At 64.9% G+C, this 16,606-nt stretch carries 13 protein-coding genes; 7 read left to right on the top strand and 6 right to left on the bottom strand.

Annotated elements, in window-relative coordinates:
• Nucleotides 1–120: 120 nt before the first annotated feature.
• Nucleotides 121–1,776 (top strand): iron ABC transporter permease, encoded by a 1,656-nt coding sequence (locus tag RBB39_RS13915; RefSeq protein WP_231498506.1) that lies wholly within the window; start codon nucleotides 121–123, stop codon nucleotides 1,774–1,776.
• A 78-nt stretch (nucleotides 1,777–1,854) separates the two neighbouring features.
• On the opposite strand, the gene RBB39_RS13910 is transcribed toward RBB39_RS13915, so the two are convergent.
• The gene (locus tag RBB39_RS13910) at nucleotides 1,855–3,000 is read right to left on the bottom strand and encodes an ABC transporter ATP-binding protein (protein ID WP_045991380.1); all 1,146 of its coding nucleotides are present in this window, start codon (nucleotides 2,998–3,000) and stop codon (nucleotides 1,855–1,857) included.
• A gap of 382 nt (nucleotides 3,001–3,382) precedes the next feature.
• On the opposite strand from RBB39_RS13910, the gene RBB39_RS13905 reads away from it, so the two are divergent.
• Nucleotides 3,383–4,402, top strand: coding sequence for a Fe(3+) ABC transporter substrate-binding protein (locus RBB39_RS13905; RefSeq protein WP_045991379.1), 1,020 nt, complete (start codon nucleotides 3,383–3,385; stop codon nucleotides 4,400–4,402).
• 146 nt (nucleotides 4,403–4,548) lie between these two features.
• On the opposite strand, the gene RBB39_RS13900 is transcribed toward RBB39_RS13905, so the two are convergent.
• Together RBB39_RS13900 and RBB39_RS13895 are read right to left on the bottom strand one after the other, a co-directional pair.
• On the bottom strand, nucleotides 4,549–5,058 hold the full coding sequence (locus tag RBB39_RS13900) for a hypothetical protein (protein WP_146164618.1): 510 nt from the start codon (nucleotides 5,056–5,058) through the stop codon (nucleotides 4,549–4,551).
• A gap of 265 nt (nucleotides 5,059–5,323) precedes the next feature.
• Complete coding sequence (locus RBB39_RS13895) at nucleotides 5,324–6,232, bottom strand: LysR family transcriptional regulator (RefSeq protein WP_239452541.1); 909 nt, start codon at nucleotides 6,230–6,232, stop codon at nucleotides 5,324–5,326.
• A 201-nt stretch (nucleotides 6,233–6,433) separates the two neighbouring features.
• On the opposite strand from RBB39_RS13895, the gene RBB39_RS13890 reads away from it, so the two are divergent.
• From RBB39_RS13890 to RBB39_RS13875, 4 genes are all read left to right on the top strand, one after another.
• Complete coding sequence (locus tag RBB39_RS13890; protein WP_306169157.1) at nucleotides 6,434–7,798, top strand: uracil-xanthine permease family protein; 1,365 nt, start codon at nucleotides 6,434–6,436, stop codon at nucleotides 7,796–7,798.
• A complete protein-coding gene (locus RBB39_RS13885) occupies nucleotides 7,795–9,249 on the top strand; it encodes an amidohydrolase family protein (RefSeq protein ID WP_045992634.1) in 1,455 nt (484 codons plus the stop codon). Before RBB39_RS13890 ends, RBB39_RS13885 begins: the two co-directional genes overlap by 4 nt.
• Nucleotides 9,243–9,956, top strand: a complete 714-nt coding sequence (locus tag RBB39_RS13880; RefSeq protein WP_197037042.1) for a sulfite exporter TauE/SafE family protein — start codon at nucleotides 9,243–9,245, stop codon at nucleotides 9,954–9,956. The genes RBB39_RS13885 and RBB39_RS13880 overlap by 7 nt, the downstream gene beginning before the upstream one ends.
• Before the next feature lie 73 nt (nucleotides 9,957–10,029).
• Nucleotides 10,030–11,097 carry a sodium:calcium antiporter gene (locus tag RBB39_RS13875; protein WP_045992633.1) on the top strand — a complete coding sequence of 356 codons (1,068 nt, stop codon included), beginning with the start codon at nucleotides 10,030–10,032 and terminating at the stop codon, nucleotides 11,095–11,097.
• An 8-nt stretch (nucleotides 11,098–11,105) separates the two neighbouring features.
• Here RBB39_RS13875 and RBB39_RS13870 read toward each other — a convergent pair whose 3' ends face one another.
• Nucleotides 11,106–11,834 carry a haloacid dehalogenase type II gene (locus RBB39_RS13870; protein ID WP_045992632.1) on the bottom strand — a complete coding sequence of 243 codons (729 nt, stop codon included), beginning with the start codon at nucleotides 11,832–11,834 and terminating at the stop codon, nucleotides 11,106–11,108.
• Between the two features lie 79 nt (nucleotides 11,835–11,913).
• Nucleotides 11,914–12,795: a LysR family transcriptional regulator gene (locus RBB39_RS13865; protein WP_045992631.1), complete on the bottom strand. Its 882-nt coding sequence runs from the start codon at nucleotides 12,793–12,795 to the stop codon at nucleotides 11,914–11,916.
• Between the two features lie 89 nt (nucleotides 12,796–12,884).
• On the opposite strand from RBB39_RS13865, the gene RBB39_RS13860 reads away from it, so the two are divergent.
• Nucleotides 12,885–13,631 (top strand): NAD(P)H-dependent oxidoreductase, encoded by a 747-nt coding sequence (locus RBB39_RS13860; protein ID WP_045992630.1) that lies wholly within the window; start codon nucleotides 12,885–12,887, stop codon nucleotides 13,629–13,631.
• Between the two features lie 38 nt (nucleotides 13,632–13,669).
• On the opposite strand, the gene polA is transcribed toward RBB39_RS13860, so the two are convergent.
• Nucleotides 13,670–16,471 carry a DNA polymerase I gene (gene polA / locus RBB39_RS13855; RefSeq protein ID WP_306169156.1) on the bottom strand — a complete coding sequence of 934 codons (2,802 nt, stop codon included), beginning with the start codon at nucleotides 16,469–16,471 and terminating at the stop codon, nucleotides 13,670–13,672.
• Nucleotides 16,472–16,606: the final 135 nt, after the last annotated feature.

Below are 16,606 nucleotides of genomic sequence, written 5' to 3'. Positions count from 1 at the left end.
CCTCCATGCCTCCCCTTGATGGCCAACTGCAGCCGCCGGCACGGACTGGTATGATCTGGCCTCCCGTCCGTCAGCGGTGCCCGCAGCAGGAGTCCGTCCGTGTCCAGCAGTACTCATTCCGTGGCCAAGGTTCGTTCCCGGCGGCTTTCGCGCTGGGGCTGGTTGACGCTGGCTGTCGCCGCGGTGGTGGCACTGCCGGTGCTGGTGATCCTGGCCCATATTCTGGTGCCCGCCGGCGATATCTGGCGTCACCTGGCCGACACTGTGCTGACGCGTTATCTGCTCAACACCCTGTTCCTGGTACTCAGCGTCGGCCTTGGCACCCTGGCCATCGGTACCGGCTGCGCCTGGCTGGTAGTAATGTGCCGTTTTCCCGGCAAGCGCCTGTTCGAATGGGCCATGCTGCTGCCGTTGGCGGTACCCACCTACGTCATCGCCTACGCCTACACCGACTTTCTGCAGTACGCAGGGCCGGTGCAGGAGGCCCTGCGCGAAGCCTTCGGCTGGTCCCGCGGGGACTACTGGTTTCCCGACATCCGCTCGTTACCGGGTGCCGCCACCCTGATCACCCTGGTGCTCTACCCCTACGTGTACATGCTGGCCAGGGCGGCCTTCCTCGAGCAGTCGGTGTGCATGCTCGACGTGGGACGCACCCTGGGCCGCGGCCCCTGGCAGATGTTTACCCAGGTGGCGGTACCGCTGGCGCGACCGGCGCTGGTGGGGGGCGTGTCGCTGGCCTTGATGGAAACCCTCAACGAGTTCGGCGCGGTGCAGTACTTCGGCGTGGATACCTTCACCACCGGCATCTATCGCACCTGGTTCGGACTTGGCGAACAGGTCGCCGCCGCCCAGTTGGCGGCGTGCCTGCTGGCCTTCGTGATCCTGTTCGTGCTGCTGGAGCGCTGGTCCCGGGGCAAGCGCCGCTTCCACCACACCTCTCACCGCTACCAGCAACTACCGGAGTACCGTCTAAGCGGTGCACGCGCCTGGGCGGCCACCCTGGCCTGCGCGCTGCCGGTGACGGTGGGCTTCCTGTTGCCCTGCCTGCTGCTGGGGTACATGGCGTTGAAGGCCGGAGACAGCGTGCTGGGCAGCGCCTTTTTCGAGTACGCCGGCAACAGCCTGCTGCTGGCAGCCGTCGCCGCCCTGATCGCGGTGGGGCTGGCGGTGGTGCTGAGCTATGGCGCCCGACTCGAACAGGGCCCGCTGACCCGCACGGCCACTCGGGTGGCCTCGCTGGGCTACGCGATTCCGGGGTCGGTGGTGGCGGTAGGCATCCTGATTCCCTTCGCCTGGGTCGACGTCCAGCTCAACCAGCTGTACAAGGCCGCCACCGGGGAGGTGATCGGCCTGATCCTCAGCGGTACCGCCTTTATCCTGATCTATGCCTATGTGGTGCGTTTTCTCGCGGTGTCGTTCAACGCCGTGGAAGCGAGCCTGGGCAAGGTCACCCCGTCGATGGACGCGGCCGCCCGCACCCTCGGCGAGACCGCCACCGGCACCCTGCGCAAGGTGCATACGCCGATCATGCGCGGCAGCCTGCTGGCCGCCGGGATCCTGGTCTTCGTCGACGTGATGAAGGAGCTGCCGGCCACCATCATCCTGCGCCCGTTCAACTTCGACACCCTGGCGGTACGAGCCCACAACCTGGCCGCTGACGAACGCCTGGCCGAGGCCTCGACAGCGTCCCTGGCCATCGTTGCCGTGGGGATCATTCCGGTGGTGCTGCTGAGCCTGGCGATGCGCCGCTCACGCCCGGGCCAGGCCAGCGACTGACGCTGGCCCCTGCTGGATACGACTGGATACGACTGGATACGAATAGTCCCCACCCCTGGTGCGCCGGGGCCAGGGGGTCTAGACGGCTTCGGCGCCGGACGCCTCGGCGGGGAACACGAATACCTGGGCCGGGTCGAGACTGACCTGCACGGCCTGGCCTTCCCTCGGCAGAAAGACCCCGGGTACCCGGGCGTGCATGTGGGCCTCCTGGCCATCGATACCGTGCACGCAGAGGTGCAGCAGACTGCAACGCCCCAGCAGTCGTGCCATCAGCACGTGGCTGTGGTGGGCGTGCTGGCCGTCGCTCTCGATCTCCACCACCCTGAGCGCCTCCGGACGCATCAGCACCTGGGCGCGGGCGCCGTCAGGCAGGTCGGTGGCGACGGGCCCCACCGCGGTATGCACATAGCCACGCTGGGCGACGCCTTCCAGGCGATTGACGTCCCCGAAGAAGGTCACCACGAAGGGGTCGGCCGGCGCGCAGTAGAGCTCTTCCGGCGTGCCTACCTGCACCACCCGACCATCGCGCATCAGCACGATGCGATCGGCCATGAACATCGCCTCTTCGGGGTCATGGGTCACCAGCAGGGTGCCGGCACCCACCTGCTTGAGCACGTGCAGGGTGTCATCGCGGATACGGTCCCTGAGACGCGCGTCGAGGCTCGAGAAAGGCTCGTCCAGCAGCATCAATTGCGGCGAGGGCGCCAGGGCCCTGGCCAGGGCCACCCGCTGCTGCTGGCCACCGGACAGGGTGTGCGGGAAGGCCTCGGAGTAGCCGTCCATGCCCAGCTGAGCCAGCAGCTCCAGGGCACGTTCACGGCGCGCCCGCGCCGGCATCCCCTTGAGCCCGAAGGTCACGTTGTCGAGCACGCTCAAGTGGGGAAACAGTGCCGATTCCTGGAAGGCCAGCCCCACGCTGCGCTTCTCCGGCGGCACGTGGGGGCGCCCCGGTGCGGCCAGGGTCTGGCCGTCGAACTTGAGCTCCCCCTGCTGCAACGCCTCGAGTCCGGCGACGATGCGCAGCAGCGTCGTCTTGCCACAGCCCGACGGCCCGAGCAGGCACACCACCTCGCCCGGCGCGATGTCGAAGGAGGCGTCGCTGACGGCAAGCTTGCTGTCGTATCGATGCTGGATATTGCGCACAGCCAGCAGAGGATCGGCGACAACGCCTTCCTCGAAGGTCTGCTCGGAAACGGTGGCGGAGCTGGCAAGGTGTGAGGTCATGGAGGGGATCGCGTGTCGAAGGTCGGATGGACGACGGCGAAAGCCGATGGATTGGCCATGGTAACGCGAATCCTTTCGACACGCCTTCTCCTTTGCCTGTGCGATATCTCCCGCGCTAGTGGGTCAGCCTCGCCGCCCTGCCGGCTCCCGAAGCAGCGGGTGCCAGGGGGCGCAGCGCCAGGCTGGAGCGCCCGATGGTCAGAGCTATCCGCCCCCGACGCAGCCCCCATCAGTACATCGATCGTGCCCCCTCCACTATGCCGAGAGAAGCAACCTGCATCAGCCCAAGGAGGCACAGTGATTGACGCCGTGCCCGGGAGGTCGTTCAATACGGACACCGAATGACACGTATTATCATTCCATCCGCCACTCGAGGTCTCCGATGTCCAACGTCTCTCGTCTTGCCATCGCCATCGCCCTGGCCGGCGCTTCCGGTCTCGCCTACGCCGACGGCAGCGTCAATGTGTACTCGGCACGTCACTACGACTCCGACCAGGCCATGTACGACGCCTTCACCGAACAGACCGGCATCGAGGTCAACGTGCTGCAGGGCGATTCCGACCAGCTCATCCAGCGCATCAAGCGCGAGGGCGAGGCCAGCCCCGCCGACATCATGATGACCGTGGACGCCGGCCGCCTGTGGCGCGCCGAGGAGGAAGGCATCTTCGCGCCGGTGGACTCCGAGGTGCTCAACGAGAGCCTGCCCGAGAGCATGCGCCACCCCGAAGGCGACTGGTTCGGCTTCAGCCAGCGCGTGCGGGCGATCTTCTACAACCCCGAGACCATCGAGCCCGAGCAGGTCGACAGCTACGAGAAGCTGGCCGACCCCAGCCTCAAGGGCAAGATCTGCATCCGTTCCTCCAACAACATCTACAACCAGTCACTGCTGGCCTCGATGGTCGAGCACCACGGTGAGGAAGGTGCCGAAGAGTGGGCCCAGGGCGTGGTCGACAACATGGCTCGCGACCCCGAGGGTGGCGACCGCGACCAGATCAAGGGCGTAGCCAGCGGCGAGTGCGACGTGGCGGTGGCCAACCACTACTACTACGTGCGTCTGCTGACCTCCGACGACGCCGACGAGCGCGAGGCCGCCGAAAGCGTGCAGATCCTGTTCCCCAACCAGGATGACCGTGGTGCCCACGTCAACGTCGGTGGTGCCGGCCTGGTCAAGGGTGCACCTAACCACGACAACGCCGTCGCCTTCCTCGAGTTCCTGGCCTCCGACGAAGCTCAGGAACTGTTCGCCGTGGGCAACCACGAATTCCCGGTGGTCGAGGGCGTCGCCGTGGACGAGGTACTCGGCTCCTGGGGCGAGTTCAAGAAGGACGAAGTCAACGTCAGCGTGCTGGGCGAGAACAACCCGGAAGCGGTCAAGATCTTCGATCGCGTCGGCTGGCGTTAAGCCCGTCCACGCCAGGCCCTCGCCGCTGATGAGGGCCTGCGCAAGCAGCACAAACGCCAAGGCCACAACGACAGGGCCCGTGCCGATCGGCACGGGCCCTGTCGTTGGTGCAGCCAATGGACCCGTCATGGGCCCAACAGCGGCAGTCAGCCGTCGGTGGACTCCAGACGCAGGTCATCCGGGTGCTGCCACACATCCAGGCTGCCCATACGGCGGCCGCGGTCGTTGAGGAAGGTTTCCAGCGTCACGGTGGTGTCGCTGCCGGCCCTGGAGAAGACCAGACGATCGGACGTCTCGCGGGTGGAGGTCCAGTCACTGCCCAGGCACTGGCCAAGGGCCTCACCACCGGCCACCAGGGCACCACGCGGGTCGTCACTGTCCATCCGTCCGAAACAGGAGTAGTGATCCGGGCGCTGCGCCGAGGTGATCAGACAGGAGTCGTGGAAGGCCTGGACATCGGTTTCCCAGCTGCGGGTCAGCCGAGTGTCGTCGAAGCGTCCCTTGATGTCGGTGAAATCATTGTCGGCACTGGCCACGGCCTGATTGAGGGCGTCGCAGTCGAACATCTCGGCCGCCGTCTGCGGTTGTGAGGTCGACGCACAGCCAGCCAGTGTCAGCATGGCCACAGCGGCCCATCCCATCTTTCCCCGTGTCATATCCTTGTCTCCGGCAGTGAGGCCGTGGCAACCACGACCAGATAAGCAATCCATGACCGACACCATAGCACCCGCAGTGCCATCTCGGCAGTCTGAAGACCTACTTCGCGTGACGCGAGTGACTAGGCGCTGTCCGAAAAGTCGACGAGCGAAGGTTAGACAAGGCAAAAATCGGTGAGAAAGCGCAGTTTACGGGGTGTAAATGAGCATTTTGATCCGATTTTTAACGCCGTATTACCGAGCGCAGGCACTTTTCAGACAAGCCCTAGACGGTGGTGGCGACATCCAGTTCCTTCAGCGCCTCATCCAGCATTTCGGCGAATACGGCGATGGCCAGAGGCAGCGGCCGATCCTTGGCCACACACATTTCCAACTGTGCCGCAGCGATACCACGATCCCGCAAAGGCACAAAGACAAGCTCCCCCTCGGCCAGTTCACGAGTCACATCCAGCGGATTGAGAAACGCCACGCCCACGCCCTCTCTGGCGAGCGACTTCATGCTCAGGATGCGGCCACACGCGGCAACGGCGGAGAGTCGCACGTCCTGAGTGGACAGCGCGCGTTCCAGAGTAGAGCCACGAAACATTGCCTGGTCCGGCAAGATCACCGGGACGTTCTCGAAATCCTTGAGACGAAGCTCGCTCGCCTTGGCCAGAGAGTGCCACGGCGCCATGACCGCCCCGAAACGCAATTCGAGCCGTCGCAGGGTACGCAGGCGGGGATTGGACGGCGGATTGATGCAAAGTCCGATGTCAGCCTCTCCCGACAGGATAGCGTCGATGATGGGGTCGGTAAGATCGGTGGACAGGTCGAAACGCACACGAGGATAGCGCTCCATGAAGCGCCGAATGGTCACCGGCAGCAGGCGGTCGGTCACTGACTCCACCGACGCGACCCGCACCTCACTGGTACCGGTGCCACGGATATCGTCCAGCACCCCCAGCAGCTGACGTTCGTCCCGCTGCCACTGTCGCACCTGATAGACCAGCAGCTCGCCCGCCGAGGACAGGCGCAGGCCGCGGGGAAGCCGCTCAAACAGCGGTACGCCAAGCTCGTCCTCCAGCTTGAGGATCTGGCGATTGACCGCCGATGCTGCCACATGGAGCTGGTCTGCGGCCCTGCGGATCGACCCTTGTCGGGCAACCTCATCGAAATAGCGTAGCGCGGTGGTCATCAAGGGCACGCGGTGTCTCCTGATTCGTCAGCCATGGCTGGCTCACCAATCGTTGCCATTTCGGCAACACATCTCACGAAAAACGATGATAGACGCGCACACTGACTCAGCGCTAGCTTTCCTCTGAAACCCGCAGAAGAAACGCGGTTCGGCAAACACCTGGACGCACACTCTTGAACGACAACAACAATGAGGCCACCCATGTCTTCTCCTCTTCGCACCGATTCCGTCGATCCGGTGGACGAACGGCTGCCACTGAAGGCTGCCATCCTCTACGGCTTGCAGCACGTACTGGTGATGGCAGCCGCACCGATCACGGCGGTCTTCCTGGTCGGCCAGGCGCTGGGCTTCGGGCCTGACGTCACGGTACCGCTGATGAGCGCCACCTTCCTCGCCTGTGGCCTCGGCACCCTGCTGCAATCCATCGGGGTACTGGGCTTCGGCGCGAGACTCCCGTTCGTGCAGGTACCTGGCGGTGCCCCCATCGTCATTTTTCTGGCGATCGCCCAGGCCACCGATATCCAGACCGCCACCGGTGCGGTGATTCTGACCGCCTTGTTCTACTTCCTGGCACTGCCCTTCTTCACCCGAGTTCTCCGCTTCTTTCCGCCCATCGTCATCGGCACCATGCTGCTGGTGGCCATCAACCTGGTCAAGATCTTCGGTGGCCTCATCGCCGGGCGCCCTGACAGCCCCGACTTCGCCGCCCCTTCGACCATTCTTCTGGCGCTGGCCACCATCGCCTGCATCGTCGTGAGTGCCAGAGTGTTTACCGGCGCCCTGCGTCGCATCTCGGTGATGATCGGGCTGGTCATGGGTGCGCTAATCGCGGCAGCCTTCGGTCACCTCAGCGTGGCGGGCATCCTCGATGGCCCCTTGATCGCCCTGCCCCAACTCTTTCCTTTCGGCATGCCCAAGTTCGACCTGCTGGCGTCGCTGCCGCTGATCATCTTCAGCGTGGTGTCGATGACCGAGGCCACCGGCCAGACCATGGCCACCGCCGAAATCGTCGGCAAGCGAGGCGATGCCAAGGCCCTGGTTCCCAGAAACATTCGCGCCGACGCCCTGGGCTCGCTGTTTGGCGGCTGCCTCGGCACCTCGCTGATCATCACCAGCGGCGAGAATATCGGCATCATCCGGGCCACTGGCGTGCGCTCGCGCTATGTCACCATCGCCGCCGGCTGTCTGCTGATCCTGCTGGCCATGCTGGCACCTCTGGGCCGACTGGCCGCCACCCTGCCGACACCAGTGGTGGCCGGCACCGCCGTCATCGTCTTCGCCATCATCGGGGTCATGGGCATCAATATCCTGCGCCGCGTCGACTTCAATGAGCACGGCAACCTCTTCACGCTGGCCTCGGCGCTGGCCATGGGTCTGCTGCCGATCGTTGTACCGGGCTTCTACTCAGCCTTCCCGACCCACCTGCAGATCATCCTGGGTAATGGACTGGCCATGGGCACCCTCACCGCGGTGATCGTCAACCTGGCCTTCTACCACCTGGGCAGCGGCAACAGCGCCCGAGAGACCCAGCCCTCCCACACCGAAGCTCCGGAGACAGATTCATGAGGGTCGATCAGCAACTGCGCCAGCGACTCTCGGCCAGCGAGCTGCTGCTGTGCCCTGGCGAACTGCTCGCGAATGGAAGCATTCAGCGTGACATGGGAGTCGTGACGAGCGCCGGGCGCTTCATCGATATCGGACCCAAGGAAGCCCTGGTCGCCCGTCATCCGACGCTGCCCCCGATCGACCTGCCGGGACACCTGATGATGCCGGGGTTCGTCGACAGCCACCATCATCTGACCCAGTCACTGGGCAAGTCGCTGGTGTTCGGGGAGCCCTCCGAAATCTTTCGACGCATCTGGGTGCCGCTGGAATCCAGCCTGGACGAGCGACTGCTTCACTTGTCGTCCAAACTGGCGGCGCTCGAGGCCTTGCGCGGAGGCTTTACCACTGCGGTGGACGCGGGCACCCGCAGTGCGGGGGAAATCGGCGCACTCGCCAAGGCGGCCGAAGAGAGCGGGCTTCGCTGCGTGCTCGGCATGATCTGCAATGATCGGGGCGGTAGCGGTTCGCCCCAGCAACGCAACGCCATCCTCGACCGTGCCGTGGCCCACCTGGCGGACTACCGCGACCACGCGTTGATCCATCCATCCCTGGCAATTTCCATTCCCGAAGCGGCCAGCGACGATATGCTCAATGACGTCGCCACGCTATGCCGCGACAAGGGAGCGATCTTCCAGAGCCACGTCAACGAGCACCTCCAGGCGGTCGAACGTTCTCTGGTAACGCGCTCACAGCGGCCGCTGGAGCATCTGCATGCGGTGGGCGCACTCGGCCCACAGACTCTGATCGCCCACGCCACCCTGGTCACGCCAGACGAACTCAATCTGCTGCGAGATACCGATACCGCGGTGGCCTTCAATCCGGTCGCCAGCAGCTGGAAAGGCAACGCGGTGGCGCCCGCCCTGCAGATGGCGGCGCTTGGCATCCGTTTCGGGCTCGGTACAGACGGGACCCGCAGTGACGGCTTTCGCCTGATGGATGCAGCCGAGACCAGCCAGCGAATGGCCTTCGGTCTGGCTACCGGCGACAGCTCCTGCGGCGGTGGCTGGCGCTGGCTGGAGCACGCTACCCAGGGCAGCGCCGAGTGCTGCGGGCTTGGCAGTATCACCGGCGATATCACTGTGGATAAAGCCGCCGACTTCCTGCTGGTGGATCTCGAGGTGCCTGAGATGACGCCTTCCTGGGACCGGCCCTGGGAACTTGTGCGCTACGGCAATCGGGATCAGATCGAAGCCGTGTTCACCGCTGGCCGACTGAGACTCTGGCAAGGCTGGCCAGTGGACTGGGACGCACGGGCACTGCTTGCCGAGGTCCGAGAGGTGGCTCCCGCCGCCATCAACAAGGCACCAATCCAGCGGGTCCATCCAACCTCCGAGGTGCATCGCGAGCGCCATGGAAAAGCTGGTGAAGCGACGCCCTTAAGGCAGCGAGGCAATGGGGAGCCCCGATGCTGACGACCACTACCTATGCGATCGCCGCCGTGGCCACCCTGCTGGCGTCCTTCGTCCAGGGAGCCATCGGTATCGGTTTCGCGCTGATTGTGGCCCCGGTGCTGGGAATTCTGGCACCGACTCTGCTGCCGGTGGCATTGCTGGTCCTGATGCTTCCGCTGAATCTGCTGGTGGCGCTGCGCGAGCGCGAGGCCATCGATTGGCGCGGCAGCGCCTGGATCAGCGCTGGACGATTGCCAGGCACCCTGGCCGGGCTCGCGGTGTTGATGGTGCTGAGCACCCAAGGGCTCAACCAGTTGATCGGAGCGTCCACCGTGCTCGCGGTGCTGGTCGCCCTCTTTGCTCCGGTGTTTCGACCGGGCACCGGCGCCTGCCTCACGGTGGGTGCCATCACCGGTGTCACCGAAACCGCCACCGGGGTCGGTGGCCCTCCCCTGGCCCTGCTCTACCAGCATCGACCGGGTCCCGAGCTGCGTTCCACCATTGCCTGCTGCTTCGTGGTCGGCGAAGTGCTGTCACTGTTGATTCTCGCCATGGCAGGTGCCGTGCAACAGACACAGCTGTGGTGGGCGCTCGCTCTTCTTCCCCCTCTGCTGATCGGTACCGTCTTGAGCCGAATCATGCACCAGCGTCTGGATGCGAAACGCCTGCGTCAGGGGGTCCTGTTGTTTGCGCTACTCTCCGGGCTGTTCCTGATGGTGCCGCGATAGCCAGCGTCTGTCTTTTGCGCGAGCGATCAGGAAGGCTAAGCTGACAGGGCCACTTCTCGCTCAAGGATAGGGAATGTCCGCCATCTTGCTCTGGACGCTGGTCGCCGTCATCGCCACCGCCATCATCTGGAAGGGCAGCGGTCTGCTCGAACGCTCGAGCCAGCGCCTGTCGGCCTACTACCGGCTGCCGGAAATCGTTCAGGGCGCCATCGTGGTGGCGGTAGGCTCGAGCTTCCCGGAGCTGTCCACCACCGTCATCTCGACCCTGGTCCATGGCGAGTTCGAGCTCGGTGTGGCGGCCATCGTCGGCTCGGCGCTGTTCAATATTCTGGTGATTCCCGGGCTCAGCGGGCTGGCCTCGAAGTCACCGCTTCAGGCCAATCGCGACCTGGTCTACAAGGAAGCCCAGTTCTACATGATCGCGGTGGCGGTGCTGACCCTGACCTTCGCCTTCGCCGCCATCTACCACCCGGTGGAGACCTCGCCCCAGGGCGGCAGCATCCAGGGCGAGATGACCCGCTGGCTGGCCTTGATGCCGGTAGCCCTGTACGGGCTCTACCTATTTGTGCAGTACCAGGACACTCTGGATCATGAATCCGACGAGGACGTCAGCGACATCCGCCCGGGACGAGAGTGGGGGCGACTGGCGCTGTCGCTGGTGGTCATCGTGGTCGGCGTCGAGGGACTGGTGCGCGCGGCGATCAACTTCGGCGAGATCTTCGGCACCCCGAGCTTCCTGTGGGGTATCACCGTGGTTGCGGCCGGCACCTCGATTCCCGATGCCTTCGTCTCCATCCGCGCGGCACGCCAGGGACGCGGCGTCACCAGCATCGCCAATGTGCTCGGCAGCAACACCTTCGACCTGCTGGTGTGCATCCCGGCAGGCGTGCTGATCGCCGGTACCGCGGTGATCGACTTCTCGCTGGCTGCGCCGATGATGGCCGCGCTGACCTTCGCCACGGTGCTGCTGTTTCTGATGATGCGCACCCACATGATCCTGTCGCGGCGCGAGTCGATCTGTCTGCTGGTGGTCTACGCGGCCTTCGTGGTGTGGGTCTCGCTCGAGTCCTTCGGCACCATCGACCTGGTGCCGCACCTGCCGCCATCGGGCGCTGTCAGCGCCCACGCCACGACTGGATAGCGATGACACTAGGCGCCCAGACGATCGGCCAGATCGATCAACGAGGTGCAGTGGAGATCGTTGTCGGGCGAACCTTCCACCGCCTTGGGGGCGTCTTCGCCGAACTCATGGGGACGCTCGATGTAGGCGGTCTTGAGGCCGCAGCGGCGGGCGGCGTCGAGGTCGTCCTGGTGGGCGGCCACCAGCATCACCTCCTCGGGGGCCACCTCGAAGACCTCGGCCACTCCCAGGTAGGTGTCGGGATGGGGTTTGTAGGCGCGGAAGACCTCGGCGGACAGGATCAGGTCCCAGGGCAGGCCGGCGTGCTTGGCCATATCGGCGAGCAGCCCCAGGTTGCCATTGGACAGGGTGCACAGGGTATAGCCGCGCTTGAGCCGTGACAGCCCCTCGACGCTGTCGGGCCAGGGCGCCAGACGATGCCAGGCGCGGTTGAGATGGGCCCTGCCCGCCTCGTCCAGTGCCAGCCGGTGGCGATCGAGCAGCTCATCGAGAATCATCCGATGCAAGTCGTCGACACGCGTCCAGCCAAGCTCGCCGGACATCACCCTGTCCATGGCCGGCCGATAGCCCGCGCGCCAGGCTCTGGCGAAGTCCGCGGGCGTCATCGATGCCGATGCAGCAGGCGACTTGAGCAAACCCAACGCCTCGACCTCCCGGGCGATACTGCCGTGCCAGTCGACCACGGTGCCGAAGATATCGAAGGCGAGTATCTGCGGGCGTACCGGTGCTGTCGTCATGTTCGCTCTCCTTGTTTCGCGGCCGGTGGATCTTGTCCGAAGTCGTAGCGGTACCCTACGGCGGGTACCAAGGCTTGGCCTAGCGCTTGGGGTCTGCCGCCCCGGGCGCCAACCTCGCCCTGAGCGACTCGGCAAGAAAGTCGAAAAACAAGCGTATACGCACGACCTGACGCATGTCCTGGTGGGCCAACAGCCACAGGTCCACCGCCAATGCCTCCAACTCATCTCCCACCTGTTTCAAGCCGACATCAGCATCGCCCAGATAACGAGGAAGCACCACCGCCCCCAAGCCACGCCTGGCGGCCTGCTGCCGCCCCAGCAGGCTATCGCAACGGAAGCGGACCATCGCTTGCTCGACCTTGTCTTCCATCCAAGCCGCCAGCGCCGCATCGTCGGGGCGCTGTCCCTGATCGATCCAGGCGGTAATATCTCCCGGCTCGGAGATCTCGCCATCGCGAGCCACGTAGATCGCCTGGCGGATCGAACCGACTCGCCGACCGACCAACGTCTCGGGTGGCTGGTTGGAGGGCCGAATCGCCACCTCGGCGTCGCGAGCGGCCAGATCATAGAGGGCATTGGAGACCGAGACATCAAGCACGATGGCGGGATGGCGTTGCTGGAACGCCTCGAATACCGGCATCAACAGCCCCTGCAGCAAGGAGTCTGTCAGGGTGACGCGAATGACGCCCTCCAGCCGTTGATCCCGCCCCTGGATGCGGCGCGTCACCCCTTCTACCTCCTGGTGCACGCGCGCTGCCGCCTGCGCCATCTCTTCCCCTGCCAAGGTGGGCTGGTAACCACCGGGTGAGCGCTCGAACAACAGCACCCCCAGGCGCCGCTCGATGTTTCGCAGGCGCCGAAACACGGTGGCGTGGCTGACGCCAAGCTGGCGTGCCGCCCCTGAGAGAGAGCCCGAGCGCGAAATCTCGAGCACCGTCCTCAAGTCGTCCCAACTGTTCATTTTTGCAAAGCCTGCCGACAAGAATAGGGAATTTCGTTGCACAAGTGTAAGGCATAGCCTGAACCACACCCACCGCAACGGAGTCGACCATGAATGTCCTGATCGTTCACTGTCACCCTGAACCCCACTCCTTGAACGGCGCCTTGACCGCCATCACCGCCGACACTCTGACCTCCCAGGGCCATAGGGTGGTCATCAGCGACCTGTACGCTGAAGGCTTCGATGCCATTGAACACCCTCGCCACTATCGCAATCGCCAGGATTCGCAGGTGTTTAGGGCACTGACGGAACAACGCCATGCCTTCGAAGGAGGACAGCTTCCCGAGGATGTGGCAAGAGAAATCCAACGGCTGGAACAGGCAGAGCTGGTGATTTTTCAGTTTCCACTGTGGTGGCATGGACCACCGGCCATGCTCAAGGGCTGGTTCGATCGCGTGATGGTGTACGGAGGGATGTACTCCGGAAGTCGCCGCTATGATCACGGGCGACTCAAGGGCAAACGCACCATCTGCGCGGTGACGACAGGATCGCCGGCGGAAGCCTTCGAGCCCGCCGGCAGAGCGGGAGACATTGTTCGGCTGATGTACCCCTTCCACTGTTCCCTGTATTACCTGGGCCTCGAAGTGCTGCCACCACAGCTCGCCTTCGGCATCCAGGGCGGCGGCCTCGCCTATCAGGAGGAGACCGCATTCTGCCGGCACCTCGAAAGCACCAAGGCCGACTGGCGGGCCAGGCTCAAGGGCCTGGAAGGGGAGTCGACGATCCCCTTCTCAGGGTGGGATGACTGGGACGAGCAAGGTCGGCTGGGCCTGCGTCATTCTCTGCGATGGCGATAGAAGCTCCGACTCGGCGCTCCAGCATCCGCGGCAACGCCTCAGTGCGCTTCATCCCAGTTGTCACCGCACTCGGCCTCGACGATCAGCGGCACGTCGAGGCTGGCGGCGTTCTGCATGCGCGTCTTGACCTCTTCCATGAAGGTCTCGGCCTGGTCCTCTCTGACCTCGAATACCAGTTCGTCATGGACCTGCATCACCATCCAGGCGTCGAAGCCGTCGCTGCCGGCCTGGTCTGCGAGCCAGGCGTCCATATCGATCATCGCGCGCTTGATGATGTCCGCCGCGGTGCCCTGCATCGGTGCGTTGATGGCGGTACGCTCGGCGCCCTGGCGCCGGGCACGGTTCTGGGAGTGGATCTCCGGCAGGTAGAGCCGGCGTCCGAACACGGTCTCGACGTAGCCGTCTTCGGCGGCCTGGGCGCGGATGCGCTCCATATAGCGGGCGACTCCGGGATAACGATCGAAGTAGCGGTCGATATAGGTCTTGGCCTGGCTCTGCTCGATATGCAGCTGGCGGCCCAGGCCCCAGGCGCTCATGCCGTAGATCAGGCCGAAGTTGATCGCCTTGGCGCTGCGCCGCTGCTCGCCGTTGACCTTGTCCAGGGCCACCCCGAACACCTCGGCGGCGGTGGCGGCGTGGATGTCCTTGTCCTCGGCGAAGGCTGACAACAGGCCCTTGTCGCCGGACAGGTGGGCCATGATGCGCAGCTCGATCTGGGAGTAGTCCGCCGCCACGATGCGATAGCCCGGGCGTGCCACGAAGGCCTGGCGGATGCGCCGTCCCTCGTCGGTACGAATCGGAATATTCTGCAGGTTGGGGTCGGAAGACGACAGCCGCCCGGTGGCGGTCACCGCCTGGTGGTAGCTGGTGTGGACCCGGCCGGTGGCCTTGTTGACCAGCTTCGGCAGCTTGTCTAGGTAGGTCGAGCGCAGCTTGGACAGGCCGCGATGCTCGATGATCACCTTGGGCAGCGGGTAGTCCAGCGCCAGCTCCTCGAGCACCGCCTCGGCGGTGGAGGGCGCGCCCTTGGGGGTCTTCTTGATCACCGGGATGCCCTGCTCCTCGAACAGGATCTGGCCAAGCTGCTTGGGCGAGCCCAGGTTGAATTCGCGCCCGGCAAGCTCATAGGCGCGGGCCTCGAGCTCGCGAATACGCTCGCCCAGCTCCCGGCTCTGGGTATGCAGAAGCTCCGCGTCCAGCGCCACACCGTTACGCTCCATGCGCGACAGCACGCGCACCAGCGGGCGTTCGAGCTCGTCGAGGACCTCGGCCAGACGGCCGGTGTCGTCCACTCGCGGGCGCAGCGTCTGGTGCAGCCGCAGGGTGATGTCGACGTCCTCGCAGGCGTAGGGCGCCGCCTGTTCCAGGGCGATCTGGTTGAAGGTCAGCTGCTTGGCGCCCTTGCCGGCGATATCCTCGAACTTGACGGTGCCCTCGCCCAGGTACTTGAGCGCCAGCGAGTCCATGTCGTGGCGGGTGGCGGTGGAGTCGAGCACATAGGACTCGAGCATGGTGTCTACCAGAGGCCCCTTGACCGGGATGTCGTAGCGCGCCAGCACCGAGATATCGTACTTGAGATTCTGGCCGATCTTGGCGATCGCCTCGTCGGCCAGCACCGGCGCCAGCGCCTCGAGCACCGCCTTGCGATCGAGCTGGGCCGGGGCGTCGAGATAGTCGTGGCCCAGCGGAATGTAGGCCGCCTCACCGGGCGTCAGGCACAGGCCGACACCGACGATGTCGGCCTCCATGTAGTTGAGGCTGGTAGTTTCCAGATCGAAGCAGAAAGCCTCGGCAGCGGCCAGTCGCTCAAGCCAGGCGTCCAGCTCGGCCTGTTCGAGGATCACCGTATCCTGACGCTCGCTGGAGGGCGTCGCCTGGGCCTTGTTCTTGTTATCGCCTTCGCCTCCGTTGTCCCCCTCGGGGGTGGCGGAACCACCGGCGACGTCATCGACGCCTTCGTCCTGGCCGGCCAGCAGCTCCGACAGCCAGTTCTTGAACTCCAGGCGTTGATACAGCGTCTTCAGCGCCTCGCGATCCGGCGCGGCGATGGCCAGATCATCGAGGCCGAGCTCCAGCTCGCAGTCGGTCTTGATGGTCGCCAGTTCGTAGGACAGGTAGGCCTTGTCGCGGTGCTCCTCGAGCTTCTTCGGCAGCGTCTTGGCGCCACGAAACGACAGCGTCTTGACCTTGTCGAGATCGCCGTAGATGACGTCGAGCCCGCCTTCCATGCCCTGCAGCAGGCCGATGGCGGTCTTCTCGCCCACTCCGGGGACTCCGGGGATGTTGTCGACCTTGTCACCCATCAGCGCCAGGTAGTCGATGATCAGCTCCGGCGGCAGGCCGAACTTGTCGTTGACCCCGTCCACGTCGAGGGTCTCGCCCTTCATGGTGTTGACCAGGGTGATATGGCCATTGACCAGCTGGGCCATGTCCTTGTCACCGGTGGAAATCACCGCGTCGCGACCGGCGTCGGTGGCCATCTTCGCCAGGGTGCCGATGACGTCGTCGGCCTCGACCCCCTCGATGCACAACAGTGGCAGGCCGAGCGCACGCACGCACTCGTGCAGTGGCTTCACCTGGGCGCGCAGGTCGTCGGGCATCGGTGGCCGCTGGGCCTTGTACTGGTCGTAGAGCTCGTCGCGGAAGGTCTTGCCCGGGGCGTCGAAGATCACCGCCATGGGACTGTCCGGGTAGTCCTTGATCAGCCGCTTGAGCATGTTGATCACGCCCTTGATGGCGCCGGTGGGCTGACCCTCGGAGGTGGTCAGCGGCGGCAGAGCGTGGAAGGCACGGTACAGATAGGAGGAACCGTCGACGAGAACGATGGGGCTTGAGGCCATGGATCGGCGTCCCTGTAAGGATAAATGACTACGATGCCACCCATGATACGCATCCCTTTCGTCTTTTGCCGGACGCTTTTGCGACCCTCGACGCGGTCACGGCCATCGCCCTGTCCCTGCGTCAGCCCCTGGCCC

The sequence above is a fragment of the Halomonas sp. MMSF_3323 genome (genome assembly GCF_030733595.1).
In the GTDB taxonomy this organism is placed as follows: domain Bacteria; phylum Pseudomonadota; class Gammaproteobacteria; order Pseudomonadales; family Halomonadaceae; genus Halomonas; species Halomonas litopenaei.
This window is presented reverse-complemented; position numbering and strand designations above follow the sequence as displayed.

Excerpts from the sequence above, each read along its gene's own strand:
- RBB39_RS13890 (WP_306169157.1), top strand. The coding sequence starts at position 6,434 with ATGTCTTCTCCTCTTCGCACCGATTCCGTCGATCCGGTGGACGAACGG.
- polA (WP_306169156.1), bottom strand. The coding sequence starts at position 16,471 with ATGGCCTCAAGCCCCATCGTTCTCGTCGACGGTTCCTCCTATCTGTAC.
- RBB39_RS13880 (WP_197037042.1), top strand. The coding sequence starts at position 9,243 with ATGCTGACGACCACTACCTATGCGATCGCCGCCGTGGCCACCCTGCTG.
- RBB39_RS13905 (WP_045991379.1), top strand. The coding sequence starts at position 3,383 with ATGTCCAACGTCTCTCGTCTTGCCATCGCCATCGCCCTGGCCGGCGCT.
- RBB39_RS13900 (WP_146164618.1), bottom strand. The coding sequence starts at position 5,058 with ATGACACGGGGAAAGATGGGATGGGCCGCTGTGGCCATGCTGACACTG.
- RBB39_RS13910 (WP_045991380.1), bottom strand. The coding sequence starts at position 3,000 with ATGACCTCACACCTTGCCAGCTCCGCCACCGTTTCCGAGCAGACCTTC.
- RBB39_RS13885 (WP_045992634.1), top strand. The coding sequence starts at position 7,795 with ATGAGGGTCGATCAGCAACTGCGCCAGCGACTCTCGGCCAGCGAGCTG.
- RBB39_RS13870 (WP_045992632.1), bottom strand. The coding sequence starts at position 11,834 with ATGACGACAGCACCGGTACGCCCGCAGATACTCGCCTTCGATATCTTC.
- RBB39_RS13875 (WP_045992633.1), top strand. The coding sequence starts at position 10,030 with ATGTCCGCCATCTTGCTCTGGACGCTGGTCGCCGTCATCGCCACCGCC.
- RBB39_RS13895 (WP_239452541.1), bottom strand. The coding sequence starts at position 6,232 with ATGACCACCGCGCTACGCTATTTCGATGAGGTTGCCCGACAAGGGTCG.
- RBB39_RS13860 (WP_045992630.1), top strand. The coding sequence starts at position 12,885 with ATGAATGTCCTGATCGTTCACTGTCACCCTGAACCCCACTCCTTGAAC.
- RBB39_RS13865 (WP_045992631.1), bottom strand. The coding sequence starts at position 12,795 with ATGAACAGTTGGGACGACTTGAGGACGGTGCTCGAGATTTCGCGCTCG.